The organism is Cytobacillus sp. SAFR-174 (assembly GCF_051964675.1).
Taxonomy (GTDB): domain Bacteria; phylum Bacillota; class Bacilli; order Bacillales; family Cytobacillaceae; genus Cytobacillus.
This window is the reverse complement of sequence record NZ_JBQCMZ010000034.1, coordinates 1-20,206: the sequence shown is the minus strand read 5'-3', so window position 1 is coordinate 20,206 and position 20,206 is coordinate 1. Positions and strand designations below refer to the sequence as shown.

The following is a 20,206-nucleotide window of genomic DNA, read 5'->3' as shown; positions in this document are numbered from 1 at the left end:
AAAAGAGCACTTGGATTATGTATCCTGGTGCTCTTTTACTTTGACTATATCTATAGAAATTGTCTAATTGCTAGGTAGAGGCCGGCTCAGTTGAAGGGAAATCCCATACATTAGTAGGGACAAAACTATAACTGAGGTGAACGAATTGAAAGGAAGGAGAAAAAAAGGGGAAATTGTCTGCCGGATACAGCGGCCCCCGAATGGCTGTCCAGGTTTATTCCCTCCGAGTTTATGTACAAATCCCTCGATAATACTTGATAATCCAGGCCCTATCAGCTGTGAAGCCACGATTACAGGACGAGTCATTTGTGATTTGGTGCCGGTCTCAGGTGTGACTGTGCAGCTTACCAGCTCTTTTGCCGGCGTAATTTTCGAGGATGATACCCCTGTAACAGATAACAGAGGAAGATTTACAACCATCGCCACCGTAGCAAGAAATACTCCAATACAGCAAGGTGTAATAATATCCGCTTCAGCAACTGTTATTGGAATTGAAGTATCAGATTCAATAACCACCAGTGCCGGCTGTATTGCATGCAGAAATCCTCGGATAACACTTATTACTCCTCAGGGGGTTGTTGGCTGTTCCGGCGGGCAATTAACAGGAGTGGTTACGTGCGATAACGTGCCTGTTCCGAATGCGTCGGTTTCTTTTTTTGTATCAGATCCGAGAAGTATTATTCTCGAGGAAAATCCTACAACAACAAATGCCAATGGTGAGTACTCGATTGATTTTGCACCGGTTTTTGGAATAACCGAAACGGTAACCATTAGCGCAAGAGCTGCAATTGGAGGAACGACAGTTGAAACAGATCCTCAATCGGTTGAACTGAATTGCCATACCTGTGTTAATCCTGCTATTGATCTCTTTAATCCTGGCCAAATCAGCTGTTCCGGGCTAATAAGAGGGCGCGTTACTTGTAATGGTTTATCTGTTCCCAACACGATCGTTAATTTAAGAGGATCTTCTATACTGCGGTTCGCTGATGACAATCCCAGAACAGGTGTGGATGGCATCTTTGAAACGCCTGTAACCATTCGAGTAGGTACAGAGATACAGGATGTAGAAATTAATGCATCTGCAATTGTGAATGGCAGATTTGTTGAGGATACAGAGTTTACGAGGGCTGGGTGTCTGGAATGCAGAAATCCTTTATTGACCATACTCACACCTGCAGGTACAGTCACTTGTAATGGAGCCCCTATAACTGGAAGAGTCACTTGTGATGGAGAAGGTATTGAGAATGTGACCGTATCCTTTAGGGTGGAATCGTCTGCAGGCCCTGTATTTGTTTTACCAGATGTAACAGATGCGGAAGGATTCTATTCTACACGAATAACACCTGGTTTTGGAGCAGTAGGCAATGTGACTGTTACAGCCTTTACCACGGTTGGAGGAATCCCCATTGAATCTCCAGCTCAAGTTGTAACAGTTGATTGTCCAGGCTGCCGGATACAGCTTGATAACCCGGGTCCGATCAGCTGTGAAGCATTAATCACAGGCAGGGTTCTCTGCGGACAAAATGAACCACAGCCTGGCATTACAGTCACTTTATCTACACCGGCAGGCAGTCCTTTAATATTTGATGATGAGAATCCTGAAACAGATGCAAACGGAGTTTTCTCAAGCATAGTAAGAGTGCGTTTCCCGACTTCACAGACAGATGGATTGGAATACACTGCTACAGCTGAAGTTAATGGAGATATTATATCAAATACCAATAGGGTCAGAGCAGGATGTATTGCGTGTGAGAATCCTCTCTTAACGTTGAATGTCCCGGGAGGTGTAATAGGATGTGACGGCGCACTGCTTACAGGCCGCTTATCTTGTGAAGGAGAAGGTCTTCCAAACTTTGCAGTATTTATCGATATTATCTCTGGTGCTCAGGATGTATTCTTTATTGAGAATCCAGCAATCACCGGACCGGATGGCAGCTTCAGTTCGCGTATCCTCCCGGCACAAGGAGCGACAGGACCAAGAACAATCAGAGCACGAGCTGAAGTAGAAGGCCAGGAGTTCATTTCGGCATCACGAATTATTAATGTGAATTGTCCTCCTTCCGAGTGTCCTTGTAAATTTAATCTTAATACTGAAGGCGGTCCTCAGCCAGGTGCAAGGATTCGGGTTACCCGTTTCGGAGTGCCGTCCGATTTGATAGGACAAATGAATATTAATGTGGCTCAATGCGGAGCAAGTCAAAGTGGAAGATGCAATCCTGCCAACGATAGTTTTAACTTTACCTTTAACGCTCTCAACGGTGATAATTATCAATTTGCTCAAGGAAGAAGGCGTTTTATTTCCTGCAGTAATGATGGCAGATCAGCTACAGTAGTAGGTGACATGCTCGGAAGAGTAAATAATGGGCCGTTCAGAGACTTTGAAGTTACCATAACGGTGACCCTTGATCCGGTCACTAAAGTGGCTGAATGGCAAATTCTTGCAACAGACGGAACAGCGACGCGGTTTGAAACCATTGTGCCGTGGCGTGCGCAGGCATCTCCTCAATCTTTTATAGCAGACTGCGAGTAAATATGATGTTTAAAAGGTCAGCCTGAGAGCTGGCCTTTTACTTTGTGAAGAAATAATTTAATTCCGAATTTTCAATATTAATGTGAAAAATATCCTGATTATGGTTATGGAATAGAAATGTTAACCTGTATAAATTAGGATAATATGTCTATTAATTGCTCAAATAAGGAAAATATATGAATTTACCATAAATATACCCAGAAACACCATTATTTTTAGATAGGATTTTACTAGAATTATTACTAATATTAGGATGTCAAAGAAATTTAAGGAGTGTACAACTTGAAGAAACAACTACTTACAATGGCTGCGACAGCTGGTTTTTTAATTACACCGTTCAATGGAGAAGCAAGTGCTCATGAAAATAAATATATCGTTCAGTCTGGTGACACATTATGGGAAATCTCACGCTCTAACAATCTTTCAATTGAAGAGTTAAAGACTTGGAATAGTATCTCAGGTTCGACAATATATAAAGGACAAGCCCTGACTCTGCTGGCCCCGCACAGCCATAACGCTTCAAAAAGTGTGCCGCAAAGCGCTGCAGTCAGCTACACAGTGAAATCTGGCGATACTTTATGGGGAATTGCAAGAGCTCACGGCCTTTCCGTCAGTACACTAAAGAGTCTGAACGGAATCAGCAGTGACGCGATATATCCTGGCCAAAAGCTGCAAATTAAAGGTTCTGCTCAATCCGCTGCACCTTCTGCTCCTGCAGGCACTGGATCTTACACTATCCAAAGAGGTGACACTCTTTCCGGTATTGCATCTCGCCATAACTTATCGGTTTCACAATTAAAGGCAATGAACAGCCTATCTTCAGATTTAATTTATGCCGGCCAGACACTGAAGATATCTGGGACTGCTGCAAGCAAGCCGGCAGAAACACAGGTAGCATCCCAATCAACTTCAAAAGTGAATGAGCTCATTACTGAAGCAAAGAAATATATTGGCTCACCTTACGAATGGGCAGGAAGTACACCTGCAGGATTCGATTGCAGCGGATATCTGAACTATGTATATGGTAAAGTAGGAATCTCTATTCCACGTACTGTAGAATCCATTTGGAGTGCGACAAAACATGTTGCATCGCCAAGGATCGGGGATTTGGTATTCTTTGAAACTTACAAATCCGGTCCATCCCATGCCGGAATTTATCTTGGCAATTACAAATTCATTCATGCCGGTTCTTCACGCGGTGTCGAGATCAGCGACATGAACAATTCCTACTGGAAGCCTCGTTATTTAGGAGCAAAAACAACTTTTTAATCAGTAAAAAGTACTCAACGCCACATGGGCGCTGAGTACTTTTTTACTTAATCTCTTCGGTCATTGAATGTCTTTGACAGTGCTTCCTTTGCATCTCCCCATTTTTCCTGTGCCTGTCCTTTTACTTTATCCATATTTCCTTCAGCTTCTTTGGATTCATTATTGGTCAGTTTGCCGTATTGCTTTTTTAATTCGCCTTTTAATTGATCTGCATTTCCATTTGTCTGGTCTCTGTTCATTATTAACTCCTCCTCGTATAATAGCTTTCTTCTTGTTTACCCCCAAAAAATAATTAAAAACACGCTGCAGTAAAATAATATAAACACGCCTGCAATATGAGGCGTGTTTATGGTTAATCATTATTTACTTTATTTTCAATCAAGGAAATCTTATTTTCTAATTGGCTTAAAAGTTTTAAAGCCTTTTCAAGCTCTGCGTCTTTTTTTTCAAATTCCGAAATAAAATAGTTCAGCTTATTCGCTTCATTATTATTCTCTGTTTCGCTGGGATAAACCACATTTCCTTCATTATATGCTTTAATTTCTTTCCTTAATTCCTTCATACTGGATTCAGAAGAAGCTTTATATCTGGCTGCCATTAGCAGCTCTTCCTGAAGTATCCGGTTTTCCCTCTTCAGATCCTCCCATTCTCCAGAGGAGACGTCTACATTTAATGTTTTAGATCTCTTTAGATTTTTTGCCTTTAAAGCCAATAATTGTTCCTTTTCCATCAATAAGTCTTCTGCTTTACAGTACATATCCCAGTAAGTTACCTCCAGTTCATAAATACGTGCCCATAAGCTGTTAATAAGTTCTTTATCTTCCTGAAAAACAACAACACTAACTGGATCTTTCTGGTTATAGGTCCGGTACAGATAGTCCTGCATAGTATGCATATAAGATCTTTGCTTTAAATTTTCTTCTGCTAACAGGGCCAATTTTTTTTTAAAGATATCATTTTTCCTAATCAATTCCTGATTCTGCTCATGTATGTCATTAATTCTTTTTGTATGTTCTTTTTCATAATCCGGACTGAGCAGGGATTGGTATCTTGCCAATTCCGATTTAAGATGGATAATCTTCTGCTGCAGCTGGATTTCTTTATTGGGAGTATGGTTGCGAAGCATTTTCATTCTCCTTTCAGAAACGCATTTACCTCATTTTATGTAATTAGCCCTTAAAGTTTCTTTGAATTAAAAAAGACATGAGGGCCCTCATGTCAAAAGGTATAAATTATAAGGTTATCATTGCAATGATCCTATTCGTGTGATAAAAATCCGTTCGTCAAATACTCATTGAAAATCGGTTGGAAATTCGTGTATTGCATGAAACGCCATTCGAGGATCCAGTGATATAGTAAATAGACTTTTAGTTGACATTTATTATTAAACTAGCAGAAATATCCCTATTCATTTAATAGTGAAGCGAAAGGAAAGATTTAAATCGTTAACCTTTCTTACTTATACTATATGCCGTGTGTAAAGAAAGGACAATGGCATTTACCCTATAGTGAACACATTTATAAAAAAATAGACTCTTTTACTACTTTTTAAAATTAGGTTCTTTTTTTACAAAAATAGGTACTTGTTCTATACCAAATCTGGTTTCTTTCCATAGGATATAGTGTGATAAAAATACTCATTAGAAAGAAAGGAAGGAAAACATGAAGAATAAGCGTAAAACGATTAAAGGTTCACAGCCGACTCCGACACCAACGCCGATTCCTCTTGATCCAAATGATTTAGCTCCAGAATGTATCTTTGTAGAAAAGGTTTATGACTGGGTGTTCTTTGCTAACAAATATGAGAACAAAAACTTTATTCCAGATGAAGATTGCAGAGCTGCAGTCGCTGCTGCTTTAGCTGCAGGGCAAAGAGTAGAAGTTCGCTGCTCGGCTGATGTAGATGATGTACAATCTTCAGCAACAATTTTGGAAAATGGAAATCCTGGCCTTGTAATGATTGTATGGACAGTGCCGGTTGATGTAACTATTCTGGTGAATGGTGCTGCAGTGTGTACGTTCACAGTTCGCACACAGTTCACAGACGAAATTGTGCTATGCGTTCCGGAAGGCATCACAGAAGATAACATCCGCTTAAGAGCATATCAGGTAATATGCCAGACTTCAGGTGGAGTATTAATGGGACCGGATCCATTTGGACCTATGATTCCATTAAGAGTTGTACTATGTAAAGATGTTCAAGTTCATTACCCAGTTAAACTTGAAGTTCTAGCAAAATTCTGCTTCCCGCGTCCAAATAATTTGAAACCAAGAAAACCAAAACTGCAGTGCGATCTAAACCTTTTAGAATTCCCGCCGCAATGTCCTTCTCTATTCCCTGTAGATAACTGTGAGTGTCAGGCTACTGCTATTACTAGGGGAGCTGCAACTGAAGCATTAATTGGAGCAGGTGCAGATGCAGTTGATGTAACAGGTACTTCCAACATCCGTGCTGAGATCTGTCAAGAATGTTCTCTTGGTGACAGCACATTCAGCTACTCGTTCGATGATACTGAATTTGATGGTCCGACACCAACACCTACACAGCCTGATTTCAGCTTCACTTACACGCCGAAATCTTTCAGACTTGTAGAATGTGAAGAAGACTATCTGGTTGCATATGGCAGTGGAATTAGAAATTGGGATGGATTAAAAGAAAGTCTTAACTTCGAATTATATATCTATAGTGAGGATTATATTGAAGGAGAAGGCTTCCAGCTGATTCTAAGAGATATGAGCACAAATGCAGTTGTATTCGATAGCGGATTTGTTGAAGCAGCTGTTAACTTTGAAGAGTGCGATACTTTTGCTGATCTTTTGGAGGATATCGACGACTAAGCTTAGGAGGAGGGGATTCACTTCTCCTCCTTTTTAAATAAAATAAAGCATGTCAGAAATACATAATAATCGCGATAGGAGGGAGATAGATGCCAGAGATTAATACTTTACAAGATCAATTAGCCGGCGCAAAAGAGAATATAAATACTTTAAAAGGGCTTTTGGAAGGGATAAGGAAAGATCGGGAAGCCATAAAGAATGTGGCGGGGATTGACTTTTTTACCGAATTTTCTCCTGCTTTTCTTTGTCTAAAAGATGAAATGATAAAAATGAAACAAACAGCTCTTCAAAGGGAAGCAAAGCTTAGAGAGCTTGCATATGAGAAAGAACTTGAGATAAATAAATTAAAATCAAAACAGATAAATTTCAATCAATATGCTATTTATATCGAATATTTAAATGCGCAGCTTAAAAAGTTATCAGCTGCTAAAGACACTTTTAAAATAGATCTTATTAACAGCAATAAGAAAAAAGTCAAGGGTGAAATACAGAAAACACAACTATCCCTTGCAGAAATATTCAGCTGGTTAACAGACTTTTATGACATTAAAACTGTTATAGAGCATTCAATAAAACATATAGACCAATTACTTGAAGAAAATGAGAATGCTGGTGTAACGCACAGACAAGAAGAGTTGGATCCGAATATGAATATTATAGGAAGGTGGTTGAAAAAAATGGGCTGGTTATTTTTTAGCAGAGAAAAGGAAGAGCAGTACAAAGCAAAACTTACTGAGCTGCAGGAAGTAATTTCTCAGTTGAGGGACGAACTTGTGCATTATAAAGGAACATTCGAAGAGGTATATGATCGATTACTGGAAAAGGAACATTCGGAAAACGAATTTAAAAGCAGCGTAAAGGAATTAAATGATATTTACCGTCAGTTTATTGAAGTGGAAAAGAAATATCATTCAGAGTCGGAAGAACTCAATAACATGCTGGCTAAATATAGGGAAAAGGACATAGTAAGTCAAAAAAAGATCGAACAATTAGAATCTGAGCTGCATGAATTGCGGTTAAAAGAAAATGAAAATTTAGTTAATAAAGAATCTGCTGTAAAACCTTCAAAGCCGAAGGAAGCTAAAATGCAGCGTTCATCTCAAATGCAAAGATCACCGCAAGTAAAAAGAAAGACGGAGATTGAAAGAAATCAAGATTTTGAAATGCATGGTTCGCTGCCTGTTCCTCCACAATCAGCGACAACGATGTTTAACCCTTTTAAATATTCGAAAAAATAACAGTGTATAGACAAGGAGTGTATAGGAATGAAACGTCAGGAAATTCAGGAAATGTACAAGAAAGCAAAATCGGTAGCTGCTGGCAGCGGCAGAAGAAAGAAAAAAGCAGCTGCTAAACCGGCACAGCCCCAATATAAAAGGTGCTGCGGGAGATAAATTCCCTTTTAGCCATGGAATTCGGCTGCCGAGGAAATTATACGGCCAAATGCTGGGTCATGGTGAAAAAGAATTGCCCTATGAAGCATGCGGGTTATTATCAGGTTCAAAGGAATCTATAAAGACAGTATGGAAAGCGATTAATAATCAGCGTAAAAGAAACTCTTTCGAAATAAATGAAGCACAGTTCACATCAATTTTGTACGATATGGTGAAAAAGAAGGAATGCTTTATGGGCATTTACCATTCTCATCCAACAGCACCACCAATACCCTCCAATGACGATATACGCCATGCATTTCCAGATAAAGTTTACTTTATCATCTCTTATGCTAAAAAAAAGCCAACAATTAAATGTTATAAGATTAATAAAGGTAAAGTTCTGCCTATCAGAATCATCCTAACAGATTAACCATTCTTTATCCCATTCTAAACCAATTGCTTCCTAAAGAAGAACGGTCAACGATATTGTTGACCGTTTAACTATTATCCCTTTCTTGTAAGATCTTTCTCATTTCAGGTTTATTTCCTTGAGCTCTGCAGTATCTGACTGCCAACTCAAGATTTGCTTTATAATTTCGGTTTTCAGAGGGTTTTGAACGGGGATGCCATAGATGATAGATGCTTTTGTTAATTCTTGAAAAATGACCGCAGAAGGTATTCATTGCAGCAGCAAAGGCATCGTCTTCACCGCCCCAGCCTTGAAAACGCTCGTCAAACCCTCCTGCAGCTTCGAAGCAAGCTCTTTTCATCACATTGATTCCTCCAACTGGAATAACCTTTCCTGTTTCCCTTGGGATTGCATCAATTTTTAAAGACAAAGGCCAATCAGCTTTTGTTTGAAGTAAGGCCCTGGTGCTTTTCCTTGTTAGATCAAGGACCTTATTATAAGGAATTATCCAAGGTGTATTTTCAAGCATTTTTATAGCTTTATATATGCTCTGTGGGCAGCAAATAATGTCAGCATCCACAATAATTAGTATTTCACTTTTAGCATTTTTCGCAGCTTGGTTTACAGCCTTCGCTTTGTTGAAAGGAATGGTTGAGGAGGGAATTATTATTTCAGAATTTGGCAATATTTTTTTATAATATTGAGATGCCCATTTAAAAGCAAGTTTCCTTTGGCCATCATCAGAATAAAAAGGCATAATAATTGAAATCATATTCACCATCACCTTTTGAATTAATTACCTCTCGAGGTTCTTTCAACTTATCTTATGAAGAAAAGCCAGTTTGTTTACCGTTTTTGTCCAAGCATTAAGAAAAAAAATACATATTGTATTAGTAGATACCAATCCTTGATGGAAACTCTAATTTCAAAATGTTTTGTAATATCAGAGATTCACAGAAAATAAGTTAGGGGGATGATAATGAAAGACAGAATATCTGAGTTTTATAAAGGGGAATATGGAACTTCAGCAATGAAAAAACAAAAGAAACGAATTGATTGGATCATAAAAAATATCCAAGGCAGTCATGTACTGGATGTAGGATGCAGTCAAGGTATTATTCCTATTCTTATTGGAAGAGCGGGGAAGAAAGTTGTTGGCATTGATATTTCCGAAGAAGCAATACTTTATGGAAAAAAAGATCTCTCTAGTGAAAATGAAACTACCAGAAATATGGTTACATTGATCAAGCAGGATTTTTTAAGCTGGAATACAAAAAGCAGATTTGACACGATAATTATAACTGAAGTTTTAGAACACTATCAAAAATCTAACGAAATTCTAGAAAAAGCTTATTCTCATCTTAATAATGGCGGAAAAGTTATCATAACTGTTCCATTTGGAATCAACCCCCATCCTGATCATAAAAGGACAGTTTATCTTAGTGAAATTTATGAGGAACTTTACCCTTTCTTTTCCCTAAAGGAAGTGAAGTTTATAGAAAATTGGATAGGGTTTACCGGGTATAAAAAGAAAAACATCCAGAAGAATATTGCTGACATTTATGTACCTATAGAAGTCATAAAAGAGGCAGAAAAAGGTTTCTATCAAATGGAACAAAGGCATCTTAAGATTAAACGGAATTTAAATAAAGAATTAGTTAAGTTAAAAGAACAGGAGGAGCATGGAAGTGAGCGGAAGGAATAATCATCTTACAAGAATAGGAGTAAATAATCTCCTAAAGTTAACTTCCTGCGGCCCGAATAGTGAAAATATTGCTAACATAATTATGGAGGATAAATTTTACCATAGCAGCGGGTTAGATGTTTTTCATCTGGGTGATTCAATTAATTGGAATTATAAGCATAGGAATAGTTCCAACACCTATCAGCTGTACCTTCATTCCTTAAATCTTATTAGTTATCTGTGCAATGGTTATGAGGTCAGTAAAAATAAAAAGTATTTAACAAAGGCAAAAGATATCTTGGTTCAATGGATTGCGTTCAATAATTCTAAACGAAAGAAATCTAATTATGTGTGGTGTGACCATTCTGTTTCAAGCAGGGCAATCAATATCATCTATTTTTATAATCTTAGTGCCGGGGTTATTGATTTAGTGGAATTAAATATCCCGGCCCTGTTGGTAGCTCACGCAAATTTCTTAGAGAAAGATTCAAACTATAGGAAAAATAATCATGGAATTATGTCTGACCGGGCATTGGCTGCATTAGCCGTTTCAATGAAGGAAAACCCCCGTTCAAAAAGTTGGATAAAGAAGTCCATAAGAAGGTTAAAAGAAGCTTATAGCAGAGACTTCAGCAATAAAGGAGTGCACCTGGAAAACTCACCTGATTATCATAGGATTGTACATGGAAAGCTGTTTTTACAAACAGAGGATTTTTTAAATAAACATGGCTATTCTTTAGGAAAAGATATTAAAAATAAGATAAAACTTGGAACAGAATATTATAAATATATTTTAAAGCCTGATTTAAGCTTCCCTTTAATTGGGGATACAAGCTTGGGTAACATGAAGAAAATTGACAAAGTATTTGATAGTTTCTGTGATAAAGAAGCTGGGATCGGAATTCTTCAGTGGAAGAGCAATGAAAATATTTCTGATTCCACATGGATTTCTTTTATTTGCGGTTATGGAAATAAGACTCACAAACACCTTGATGATCTATCATTTACTTTGTATTACAATTCTGATGATATTTTTGTAGATTCAGGTAAGTATAATTATGACAGGAACGACCCAATAAGAAAATATATGCTTTCTCCTCTAGCTCACAATACACTTACAATTGAGGGTGATTCCTATAAAATTGAGACAGATAGGGCCGATTATCGAAAGCTGGGAATAGCAAACTTTACTAGTAATGACAAGTATGATTTTATTAAGGGAATAAATTACTCTTATGAAAACAGTAAATTGGAACGATCCTTACTCTTTATAAAACCTTCACTATTGATTATTCTTGATAAATTTGAAGGTGCAAATGAAAAGAAATACCTTCAGAATTTTAATTTATCTCCTCAGATGAAAATCATAGACCAAAATGGAAATAAAATAACCTTAAAGTCTAATAATAGCCATATTCAAATTGAACAACTAGCTGGTTTCCAAAAACTATCTAAATATTATGGCGAAATAGAAAAAAATCGGGCTATTATTTCCGAAAAATTTTCGCGGATTATCAGCACAAAGCAATTAGAATTTAGCAAGCAGTCTAAAAAAGGAATATTTCTTACAGCAATTAGAATGGGTGACAAAACTGTCAGTGAAAGAAAAGAAAAAATTCATTTTAATGAACACACAAACATTCTAACTGTTACAAATGAAGCCCTAAATATCAAAATAAAAGTATAATAACCAACACGTTATTTAATTCTAATGAAAAAGTGATTCATAAGAAATTAACATAAAAAAGTCCTCAAGTGTATCACTTAGAGGACTTTTTTAAAGTAGTTGTATATTTTTTTATAGGATTTTTGTTTATACAAAGTCTCAAATACAATTAGGTCATGATCTTTATTATTTAAATATTTACTGTACAAGCGGTAAATTCTATAAATTGTGTCTATGGATTCTTTTATATGTGTCTCCTTAACCTTTCCAAGTTTTTTTAAATACCAATTTTTAAAATAGTAATTAAATCTTTTATTCATATAAAGGTCGAGTAAACGGTGTTTCCTTAGAAAAGGCAGTCTATGCTTCTCCAGAAGCAGCCATTTATTATAGAATGATTTTGTTATAGTATTTGTAATTGAACCAGGAATTTCAGCGTAATAAATGTGAATTATACAATCTACTACTTTTAATTTATTACAATGTAATAATAGTTCAAGAAAAAAGAGCGAGTCTTGGCCTCCTGCCCCTTCAATCATCCTTAGATTATTCCTTAGAATTACTTCCTTTTTTATAATTAATGCTTGAATACTGTGTGTTTTTAAATCTGTATTAATAAGCCAATTTCTAGGGTGTACTGTAACCTGAGCATTATTTCTTTTTGTGCAAAAATTATAATATTGAAAATGCTCTTCCTTTCTTCCAGAAACTTTAAGAATATCTCCAATAGATAAATCAAGATTTCTATCTTTTTTTAGTTCATTTAATAACATTGCATAGCCATCATTAACTGCTTCGTTATCAGGATCTAAAAAGGTAATATACTCTGAACTGGCTAATTCAATTCCCTTATTTCTCGGTCTGGAAGCACTGCCGCTTCCCCCATTATGATAATAATAGGTCCGGATATTAGGATTTTCTCTCGCTAATATGTCAATGATTCTTAGGGTTTCTTTGTCTGAAGATCCATCATCAACTATAATAATTTCCATCTTTGTGAAAATACTGCTTCTTTTTAAACTTCGCATACATATATTTTTTAAATATTTTCCATTATTATAAACGGGAATTACTACCGATAATAGGTAGCTGCTTTTTTCGTCTTGACTTTGGTTCCTAAAATCCATATCTGCATATTTAGCTTTTCCTTTAAGATATTCAGCATTTACGGGGTTACCAGATGGACCATCCTTTTTTGCTTTTTTTAACATGTCCATAAAATAAACAGTTCCTTTCTTAGAGATTTATTTCATTCAGGATAGATTCAGAAGGAACCTTGCCTAAGGGGATATTTGGTATAAAATTGTATGGATTCACGCTGAATTTTTTATAAGAAACAGTTTTCTGCTGTAACGCTCCTAAATTTAGAAAATCACTGACTAATATATTCTTATTTCTAATGATGGAAGTGGGTATAATGAATGCAGAATTGTTTAATGTTTTGAAAAATGAATTGCCATTATTTTTAATTTGTAAGGAACCCTTATCATTTAATTCAAAGTAACTGTTTTTCGCTATTATAGGTGCATTTGAATATTTAAGTCCGTTCACTAAGTCTGTTAAGAAATGTGGTCCATAATAATTTGTACAGCTCATATAAGAAACATATTCATAATCCTTGGCATAACTAGATAGTTGAATATTGGTTCCTTTTCTAATAATCAAATTAATATCGTTCTCTTTGGCCAATGTTTTGATGGATTGATTGATACTGTTTGAGGGAATAAATAATGTTAGATCCTTATATTTATATTTTTGTCTTTTATAAGAATTTATTGTATTAATAGCCTCCCTGTACGTATTTACCAGGCTGAATACTTTAATCCTGGGAATTGTCAGTGGCTTTACACGCAGTTTACAATTTTTGGCGATAGTATAGAGGCGGTGAGAGTACGTATGGTGTTCCAGCACATTCCGGATTCCCTGCAGCTCCTTTTTAGTTCTCCAATTTGAATTATTTAATGCTTTTTCAATTCCCTGAGATAATGACAATTGATCTTGTGCTACATACACAATATCGCTAAAGTAATGCTCGACTGCTTTTGAATAGTTGCTAATGACATATACGCCTGAAGCCAATAGCTCAAATACTCTCCTTGAACACATGGTAGGTGACTCTTTGACAGTGTTGACATTTAGGCATATTTTGTAAGATTTACTTCTTTCAATAAGTCTGTAATATGGAAGAGAGCCTTTTACATACCTCTGAAATTTACCAGGATATTTAAACGGAGAATTTCTTATACTGTAATTTCGATCGTAAATATCTAAACCATATTTACTGGAGATACTGAGCATATTCTCCATATCAATTGTCCTTTCCAGGTGCTGATTTCCGTAATAGCTCCCGGCAAAGCAAATATTTTTATTTTTATGTTTTGACCTAGAAATGGGATTGTGGATTTGGGGTTGGGCAGCAAAAGGAAGAGTATAAATATTAGTATGTGATAGCTCGTTTTTATACTTTGGGATGATATTTTCATCCGTTGTATATACATAGTCAAATAGCTTAGCAGTCTGGATAAAGTTATCAAAATGGACAGGATCTTCTTTGTTCCAAAAAACAGTTGGGATATTATTTTTCTTGCACCATTCCACCAGGCTGATAATTTCTTTAGATAATCCACGGATTTTATATTGCCAGCTGGAATCATTTCCTCTCCATGCAGATTCGACGAAAAGGAAATGCGGGCGCTCTCTGGTTAAAGTTTTTTTCCAGTCATTGGGCCCGAATTTAATCAAAGTGCATTCATGTTTGAAGCATTCATATGAGAATTCGTCTAAAATGCAGGCAACTCTTAGATCTTTCAAGTTTATTGCCATTTCTATGCCTCCTTCAATATCCTCTTTAGGGTATGGGTGTTCCGACTTGCAGACATTTAAATCCTTTCTCGTTAAGGGCGTGTTTGTTAACAATATTGCGTGTATCTACAATAATACGTGTCTTGAAGAGATGTGACAGGGTATCAAAATCAGTGGATTTGTATAAATTATGGTCTGTCAGTATAACCACACAATCAGCCCCATTAACTGCCTCCTCTATGGTACCGCATTTTCCTTCCAGCTCTTTTTGTACGTATGGATCATGCCATTTAATGTCATAGCCTTTTTTGCGAACTTTATCATATATGATCAGGGCAGGACTCTCACGGAGGTCGTCGATATTTCCTTTATAAGCCAACCCCAATAAAGTAATAATAGGAGATTGTATGCCTTGTGTAGCTGAATCTATTAAATTCACAATTCGGTCTGGCATGCTTTCATTAATTTCTCTTGCTGCTGTTATTAATTTTGTTTCATTGGGAGCTTGTTCGATAATGAACCATGGATCAACAGCGATGCAGTGTCCTCCAACACCTGGGCCAGGGGCGTGAATATTTACTCTTGGATGATAATTTGCAAGAGTAATGGCTTCCAGCATATTGATTCCGTATTTTTCTCCAATAATAGCGAGTTCATTTGCTAGCGCTATATTTACATCGCGATAGGTGTTTTCAATCAGTTTTACCATTTCTGCTGTTCTGGCATCTGTCATATAAATATTCCCTCTAACAAAATGCTTGTATAAAAAAACGGTGCGAAGACACGATTCTTCATTAATTCCACCGACGATTCGATCATTATTTAAGAGTTCTTCGAATAATTTCCCTGGCAGTACTCTTTCAGGGGAGTGAGAAACGAATATTTCGTCTCCTATTTTAAAGGTTGATTTCTCAAGGATGGGGATTAAGATATCTTCTACGGTCCCAGGCGGCACGGTAGATTCTAAAATAACTAATGAGCCTTTCTTTAGATAAGGCAAAATTAAGCTGCAGGCAGAGTAAACATAAGTTAAATCTGCTTTTTTGTCAGGAGTCAGGGGTGTCGGGACTGCCAAAATATATGCATCTGCTTCAATAGGAGATGTTGATACAGTCAGCTTTCCTTCTTCCATTACCTTAACTAATTTATCCTGCAGACCTGGTTCTTCAATATGAGCTTTATATTCATTGAGTAATTTGGTTACCTCTGGGTTTATATCCACTCCATGAACTTGCAGTCCATGTTCTGCAAACATGACAGCAGTAGGCAAGCCGATATAGCCTAATCCCATTACACATAGTTTCATGATGTCATCACCTATTTTTTATATTTATTCTTATTTAATATATGGCTATTAAACAAGGTATGTATGGTTTGCTACCCACCGGCATAAAAGATAGACTAGTGACATGATTGAATGAGGCCAGAAAAAAAAGAATCCTGATTGCGGGATTCTTAAAATTGAATTCGAAATTTGCTAAAATACCAGTCATCATCGTATTTTCTTATCTTTATAAATTTATGCCGCTGTCTAAGAACGCCGTCTTGTTTTACTTGCTGTTCAATTAAGCTCGGCCTTACCCCAGTAATTAATTTCCTGCATTTCTCAATTCTTTCATAATTGAAGTGTGAATAAGCCATTCTTAGAAGATTATAGGAAACTTCTTCATTTGAAACTTTATAAGGGTGTGATTTCCTGAAAAGATGGAGAATACGGACCTCGGGCAAAACACTGCAGCGGTATCCAAACAGCCAAAGTCTGATGGAGAGTTCCACATCCTCATGGCCCCAGGTTTTAAAGCCTTTTTCAAATCCTCCAATTTCATTAAATACTTTCTTCGTGATGATAAAACAGCCACCAGGTATAATCGCTGTATCAAATAATCCCCGCTTTTTTTTATTCCATTTTATTCTTAGGTTACGGCTCAGGGACATGCCATACCCAATAAAATTAGAATCTCCAATAGCCGCTATTGCCGGTGCAACAGCATCGGTTCGTCCCTTTTCAAGAGGTAATATAAGCCCGTCAAGCCAATAATGTTCAAATTCCAAGTGCGCATCACAAAAGGCCAGGTATTTTCCTTTAGCATGTTCAGCGCCAAGGTTTCTTGCTCTTGCAGCACCAATTCCTTTTGTATGAATAAGCTTTACTTTATGTTTATAGGTATCTATGAATTTGCAGCATCCATCTGTGGATGCATCATCTACCACAATAGCTTCAAATGGGATAGGGGTTTTTACTGAAAACAGGGAATCTAAAGTGCTTTTAACATTCGCTCCTTCATTTTTGACAGGGAAAATGATAGACACTTGTGGTGTCGCCGACACAATCTTCACTCCTTACAAAAATCATTGACATCTTTTTCTGTATCATATGATTGTGCAAGCAGCATGGTAACGGCGCAGGTTAAGGGTTGTTTTGTCATATCCATCCTATCTGAACTCATACAATGAGAAAGGAATGAAACTACGGAAAAAGGTGATATGAATGAAAGTGAATGTATCGTATCTGGGTAAAGAAAAAGGAACAGCTGATTTTTCCTCTTTGCCATCATTGATTTTATATTGTTCCAGACATGGGCTGGATACGACCTGGTCAAGGGAAGAAAAAACACTATACATTGATAACCCTCAAAAAAATCAAATTCTTCTTCTGACAATGGAAGGAGGGGAAGATTCAGATGTGCTGCAGGAAACGTCATCTATGATGAAGGAACTGCTGAAGAATTCAGGAATTGTACTTAAAACTGAAACTGACCAGCAGGAGTCCGAGGGAACTGCTTTCCATGTTCATTTGGAATTTACCAATAGTGAAAATATTGTCATTACATGCAAAAAATCAGAGATCATTCCGGTTATTCAGAAGCATTGCAGGAAAAAAGTTTCAAGCCGGCCATATGTCTTTTTTAAAACAGATGGAGCACCACATAAAGGCGGGCCTTCAATCTTCTGTGAAATCCCAGTCAATTTTACTGGTTTAGAAGAATTCCTAATACAGCTGCAGGCTGCTATTCTGGAACATTTTATCGGCAGCAGTGAGCTGCTGAACTGGGTGGGGCTTGAAACCGTAGTGGAGCTTTTCAGCAGCGGGACGTCTGAGAAGAAAAAACACCGGCAGCAAAAAAGAACTCCAGACAATCGCCCGGCTGAGGTGAAGCCACAGGTAAAAGCTGAGGGAGAAGCTTACTTTAATTATACAATCCGTCCTCATTCCAGCAACGAAAAATATACATTAATTACAGACCTCGTCATTAAAAATACGGGTACGGCGGCGCTTCATAACCCGATTGTCTGCCTTAGGGTTAATCCCCCGGCTCAGGTAGAAATTGGCGGGCAGATCCTCCCGCCGGAGATGGTGGAAGTATTGGCAGTTCAGGGAACAGAAGGAGCACTGGGCTGGCAGTATGCTAATGACGATTGGCTTCAGGAAGGTTATGAAAAAGGAGAGTTTTGGATTAGGCCTATTAACACCTTATCCATTAATCCTGAAGAAAATGATGGCATTTATCAATTTCATTTAAATTTTGATAAATTGGAAAAAGGAACATGTACAGTTGAAGCATTTGTTTATTTCAGAGAACAAGATGTAACATTTAAGGCTATGAATGACATAAGCTTCTCTTTTTAGGCTGAGGGAATCCATTATTCTGGATTCTCTTTTTTATTTTGTAGTATTCTAGAATACTAAGCAGGAAATAAAGGTTGAGGATTGATTTTGTATGTTAAAAAGAATAAATAGGCTGCTGCTGACGATCTTAATAGCAAGCATTTTCGCGATGATCATTTACCAATACTTAAAGCCGGCAGATTTTGAAGAAGTTCCGCCCCCTACAGCACTTCATCCTCTTGTTGCTGAAAAGAAAGAGGAACTTATTGCTTTGGCTGCCGACAAAGGCATTAACGTAGTCATCACCCAGGATTTCAGAAGCATTGAAGAACAGGATGCTTTATATGAAAAAGGCCGAACTGCTGAGGGAAATATTGTTACCCATGCAAAAGGCGGTGAGTCCTACCATAATTTTGGCCTGGCACTTGATTTCGCACTGATGTCCGTAGATGGCCAGGTGATCTGGGACATGAATTATGATGGCAACGGCAATAGCAGGGCCGATTGGATGGAGGTCGTTGAAATAGCAAAGGACCTGGGGTTTAAATGGGGAGGGGATTGGACACAATTCAAGGACTATCCTCATCTTCAAATGGATTTTGGTCTTTCTATCTGGGAGCTTCAGAGAGGGAAGAGGCCGCCTGAAGTTGAATGAAAATAAAGAAACTGCACTCGAGTGCAGTTTCTTTATTTTTAAATGATCATCTCAGATTGTACATAGTGATACAGCAGTTTGGCCGTATTTTCAATCGAATCCTCATGTGTACGCTCAAAAGCATGTGATGAATCAATTCCTGGGCCGATCAAGCCGTGTACGATATCATGGCCGGAGCGGATGGCTGCTGATGCATCAGAGCCGTAAAATGGGTAAATATCCAGCTTGTACTCGATTCCATTTTCCTCGGCAAGCTGCACGAGACGCTTTCTTAATTCGTAGTGATAAGGACCGCTTGCATCCTTCACACAGATGGATACCGTATATTCATCAGTGGATTGGCCATCACCCATCGCCCCCATATCCACAGCCAGATATTCAACCGTTTCCGGCGTGATATTGGAATTACCGCCATAGCCGATTTCTTCATTGTTTGAGATGAGGAAATGGGTTGTGTACGGCAGCTCAGTGTTATCGGCTTTCAGCTGTTTAATCAGCTGAAGAAGGATCGCCACACTAGCCTTGTCGTCCAGATGGCGTGATTTAATAAATCCTGCAGGTGTCGTCTGCACACGAGGATCAAAGGATACAAAGTCTCCGACCTCAATTCCCAGCTCACAGACTTCTTCTGCATTATGTACTTTTTCATCAAGGCGGATTTCCATGTTTTCCTGGTTTCTTTCAGCTTTCCCGGCATCTTTATAAACATGAACAGAAGTTTGATGCATCAGAATAGTGCCGGTAAATTTTTTGCCTGATGATGTTTCAATTTCACAATACTCGCCTTCAATCGAGTTATATTTAAATCCGCCGATCAAATCAATCTTCAACCGTCCGCTGGGCTTTATTTCCTTAACAATTGCGCCAAGAGTATCAACGTGCGCAGTCAGCATCCTGTGATTATTTTCGTCTTTTCCGGGAAGGGAGGCAATAAGCCCTCCTTTCCGGTTGCGCTTCGTTTCCACATTAAGCTCGTTCAAAAACTTTTCTACATATGTAATCACTTCATTTGTATTTCCGGAAGGACTCGGAATTGAAACAATCTCTTTTAATAAGCTGATAGTTTCTTTTGTACTCGGGTACGCCATTCAAAAACTCCTCTCAAATTATTCTCACGCAATTCTTATTATACTGTTATTTGTTGGGATAAGCATGCCTAATAAATAAAAAAATGCCTTAACGGCAGTCCGGCATGTCGATATACTTAAAAAAGAGAAGCCCTCAAATAATAAAAAGGGGGAGTGATTGAAATTGAATGAATTAGTAGGCAGCTGCGCTGTTTGCGGGAAAGAACTATACTGTCTAGATGGATTCTTCAATGGAGTCCATAATGAAAAAAATGAAACTATCTGTTTTGAATGTATGGAGAA

The 20,206-nt window shown here is 37.6% G+C and carries 18 protein-coding genes; 10 read left to right on the top strand and 8 right to left on the bottom strand.

All coding sequences use genetic code 11. From position 1 onward, the window contains the following. Positions 1-145 precede the first annotated feature (145 nt). The gene (locus ACTHRG_RS22540; protein ID WP_440232079.1) at positions 146-2,530 is read left to right on the top strand and encodes a hypothetical protein; all 2,385 of its coding nucleotides are present in this window, start codon (positions 146-148) and stop codon (positions 2,528-2,530) included. Positions 2,531-2,812: 282 nt separating this feature from the next. Continuing rightward, positions 2,813-3,799, top strand: a complete 987-nt coding sequence (locus ACTHRG_RS22535; protein WP_440232078.1) for a LysM peptidoglycan-binding domain-containing protein — start codon at positions 2,813-2,815, stop codon at positions 3,797-3,799. 47 nt (positions 3,800-3,846) lie between these two features. Here ACTHRG_RS22535 and ACTHRG_RS22530 read toward each other — a convergent pair whose 3' ends face one another. Next, positions 3,847-4,038 carry a CsbD family protein gene (locus ACTHRG_RS22530; RefSeq protein ID WP_035330463.1) on the bottom strand — a complete coding sequence of 64 codons (192 nt, stop codon included), beginning with the start codon at positions 4,036-4,038 and terminating at the stop codon, positions 3,847-3,849. Between the two features lie 113 nt (positions 4,039-4,151). Continuing rightward, on the bottom strand, positions 4,152-4,925 hold the full coding sequence (locus ACTHRG_RS22525; protein ID WP_083675277.1) for a hypothetical protein: 774 nt from the start codon (positions 4,923-4,925) through the stop codon (positions 4,152-4,154). Between the two features lie 536 nt (positions 4,926-5,461). On the opposite strand from ACTHRG_RS22525, the gene ACTHRG_RS22520 reads away from it, so the two are divergent. The 4 genes from ACTHRG_RS22520 (at position 5,462) to ACTHRG_RS22505 (ending at position 8,443) form a co-directional block, all read left to right on the top strand. Further along, positions 5,462-6,637, top strand: coding sequence for a hypothetical protein (locus ACTHRG_RS22520; RefSeq protein ID WP_076256196.1), 1,176 nt, complete (start codon positions 5,462-5,464; stop codon positions 6,635-6,637). A gap of 89 nt (positions 6,638-6,726) precedes the next feature. Further along, the gene (locus tag ACTHRG_RS22515; protein ID WP_076256198.1) at positions 6,727-7,875 is read left to right on the top strand and encodes a hypothetical protein; all 1,149 of its coding nucleotides are present in this window, start codon (positions 6,727-6,729) and stop codon (positions 7,873-7,875) included. A gap of 27 nt (positions 7,876-7,902) precedes the next feature. Then, the gene (locus tag ACTHRG_RS22510; RefSeq protein WP_286147632.1) at positions 7,903-8,031 is read left to right on the top strand and encodes a hypothetical protein; all 129 of its coding nucleotides are present in this window, start codon (positions 7,903-7,905) and stop codon (positions 8,029-8,031) included. Next, on the top strand, positions 7,985-8,443 hold the full coding sequence (locus ACTHRG_RS22505; RefSeq protein WP_440232086.1) for a Mov34/MPN/PAD-1 family protein: 459 nt from the start codon (positions 7,985-7,987) through the stop codon (positions 8,441-8,443). The genes ACTHRG_RS22510 and ACTHRG_RS22505 overlap by 47 nt, the downstream gene beginning before the upstream one ends. A gap of 67 nt (positions 8,444-8,510) precedes the next feature. On the opposite strand, the gene ACTHRG_RS22500 is transcribed toward ACTHRG_RS22505, so the two are convergent. Beyond that, positions 8,511-9,194 carry a galactosyltransferase-related protein gene (locus tag ACTHRG_RS22500; RefSeq protein ID WP_175609040.1) on the bottom strand — a complete coding sequence of 228 codons (684 nt, stop codon included), beginning with the start codon at positions 9,192-9,194 and terminating at the stop codon, positions 8,511-8,513. A gap of 207 nt (positions 9,195-9,401) precedes the next feature. Between ACTHRG_RS22500 and ACTHRG_RS22495 the strand changes: the two genes are divergently transcribed. Together ACTHRG_RS22495 and ACTHRG_RS22490 are read left to right on the top strand one after the other, a co-directional pair. Beyond that, complete coding sequence (locus tag ACTHRG_RS22495; RefSeq protein ID WP_076256204.1) at positions 9,402-10,127, top strand: class I SAM-dependent methyltransferase; 726 nt, start codon at positions 9,402-9,404, stop codon at positions 10,125-10,127. Further along, the gene (locus ACTHRG_RS22490) at positions 10,111-11,793 is read left to right on the top strand and encodes a heparinase II/III domain-containing protein (protein WP_440232076.1); all 1,683 of its coding nucleotides are present in this window, start codon (positions 10,111-10,113) and stop codon (positions 11,791-11,793) included. Before ACTHRG_RS22495 ends, ACTHRG_RS22490 begins: the two co-directional genes overlap by 17 nt. A gap of 77 nt (positions 11,794-11,870) precedes the next feature. Here the strand turns inward: ACTHRG_RS22490 and ACTHRG_RS22485 are convergent, their stop codons facing one another. From ACTHRG_RS22485 to ACTHRG_RS22470, 4 genes are all read right to left on the bottom strand, one after another. Then, entirely contained in the window at positions 11,871-12,989 is a 1,119-nt protein-coding gene (locus tag ACTHRG_RS22485; protein WP_076256208.1) for a glycosyltransferase family 2 protein, read from the bottom strand. A 19-nt stretch (positions 12,990-13,008) separates the two neighbouring features. Further along, the gene (locus tag ACTHRG_RS22480) at positions 13,009-14,595 is read right to left on the bottom strand and encodes a CgeB family protein (RefSeq protein WP_076256210.1); all 1,587 of its coding nucleotides are present in this window, start codon (positions 14,593-14,595) and stop codon (positions 13,009-13,011) included. A 25-nt stretch (positions 14,596-14,620) separates the two neighbouring features. After that, a complete protein-coding gene (locus tag ACTHRG_RS22475) occupies positions 14,621-15,880 on the bottom strand; it encodes a nucleotide sugar dehydrogenase (RefSeq protein WP_076256212.1) in 1,260 nt (419 codons plus the stop codon). A gap of 149 nt (positions 15,881-16,029) precedes the next feature. After that, a complete protein-coding gene (locus ACTHRG_RS22470) occupies positions 16,030-16,902 on the bottom strand; it encodes a glycosyltransferase (protein ID WP_440232075.1) in 873 nt (290 codons plus the stop codon). A gap of 160 nt (positions 16,903-17,062) precedes the next feature. Here ACTHRG_RS22470 and ACTHRG_RS22465 point away from each other — a divergent pair, with 160 nt between their 5' ends. Continuing rightward, on the top strand, positions 17,063-18,202 hold the full coding sequence (locus ACTHRG_RS22465; RefSeq protein WP_076256214.1) for a hypothetical protein: 1,140 nt from the start codon (positions 17,063-17,065) through the stop codon (positions 18,200-18,202). Between the two features lie 91 nt (positions 18,203-18,293). Then, positions 18,294-18,836, top strand: a complete 543-nt coding sequence (locus tag ACTHRG_RS22460) for a M15 family metallopeptidase (RefSeq protein WP_076256216.1) — start codon at positions 18,294-18,296, stop codon at positions 18,834-18,836. A 38-nt stretch (positions 18,837-18,874) separates the two neighbouring features. On the opposite strand, the gene ACTHRG_RS22455 is transcribed toward ACTHRG_RS22460, so the two are convergent. Next, positions 18,875-19,924, bottom strand: coding sequence for a M42 family metallopeptidase (locus ACTHRG_RS22455; RefSeq protein WP_076256218.1), 1,050 nt, complete (start codon positions 19,922-19,924; stop codon positions 18,875-18,877). Between the last annotated feature and the right edge of the window lie 282 nt (positions 19,925-20,206).

What these genes read in the sequence shown, in the direction of transcription:
- ACTHRG_RS22525 (WP_083675277.1), bottom strand. Translation starts at nt 4,925, where the DNA reads ATGCTTCGCAACCATACTCCCAATAAAGAAATCCAGCTGCAGCAGAAG.
- ACTHRG_RS22485 (WP_076256208.1), bottom strand. Translation starts at nt 12,989, where the DNA reads ATGGACATGTTAAAAAAAGCAAAAAAGGATGGTCCATCTGGTAACCCC.
- ACTHRG_RS22460 (WP_076256216.1), top strand. Translation starts at nt 18,294, where the DNA reads ATGTTAAAAAGAATAAATAGGCTGCTGCTGACGATCTTAATAGCAAGC.
- ACTHRG_RS22520 (WP_076256196.1), top strand. Translation starts at nt 5,462, where the DNA reads ATGAAGAATAAGCGTAAAACGATTAAAGGTTCACAGCCGACTCCGACA.
- ACTHRG_RS22475 (WP_076256212.1), bottom strand. Translation starts at nt 15,880, where the DNA reads ATGAAACTATGTGTAATGGGATTAGGCTATATCGGCTTGCCTACTGCT.
- ACTHRG_RS22495 (WP_076256204.1), top strand. Translation starts at nt 9,402, where the DNA reads ATGAAAGACAGAATATCTGAGTTTTATAAAGGGGAATATGGAACTTCA.
- ACTHRG_RS22465 (WP_076256214.1), top strand. Translation starts at nt 17,063, where the DNA reads ATGAAAGTGAATGTATCGTATCTGGGTAAAGAAAAAGGAACAGCTGAT.
- ACTHRG_RS22500 (WP_175609040.1), bottom strand. Translation starts at nt 9,194, where the DNA reads ATGATTTCAATTATTATGCCTTTTTATTCTGATGATGGCCAAAGGAAA.
- ACTHRG_RS22530 (WP_035330463.1), bottom strand. Translation starts at nt 4,038, where the DNA reads ATGAACAGAGACCAGACAAATGGAAATGCAGATCAATTAAAAGGCGAA.
- ACTHRG_RS22515 (WP_076256198.1), top strand. Translation starts at nt 6,727, where the DNA reads ATGCCAGAGATTAATACTTTACAAGATCAATTAGCCGGCGCAAAAGAG.
- ACTHRG_RS22480 (WP_076256210.1), bottom strand. Translation starts at nt 14,595, where the DNA reads ATGGCAATAAACTTGAAAGATCTAAGAGTTGCCTGCATTTTAGACGAA.
- ACTHRG_RS22510 (WP_286147632.1), top strand. Translation starts at nt 7,903, where the DNA reads ATGAAACGTCAGGAAATTCAGGAAATGTACAAGAAAGCAAAATCGGTA.
- ACTHRG_RS22455 (WP_076256218.1), bottom strand. Translation starts at nt 19,924, where the DNA reads ATGGCGTACCCGAGTACAAAAGAAACTATCAGCTTATTAAAAGAGATT.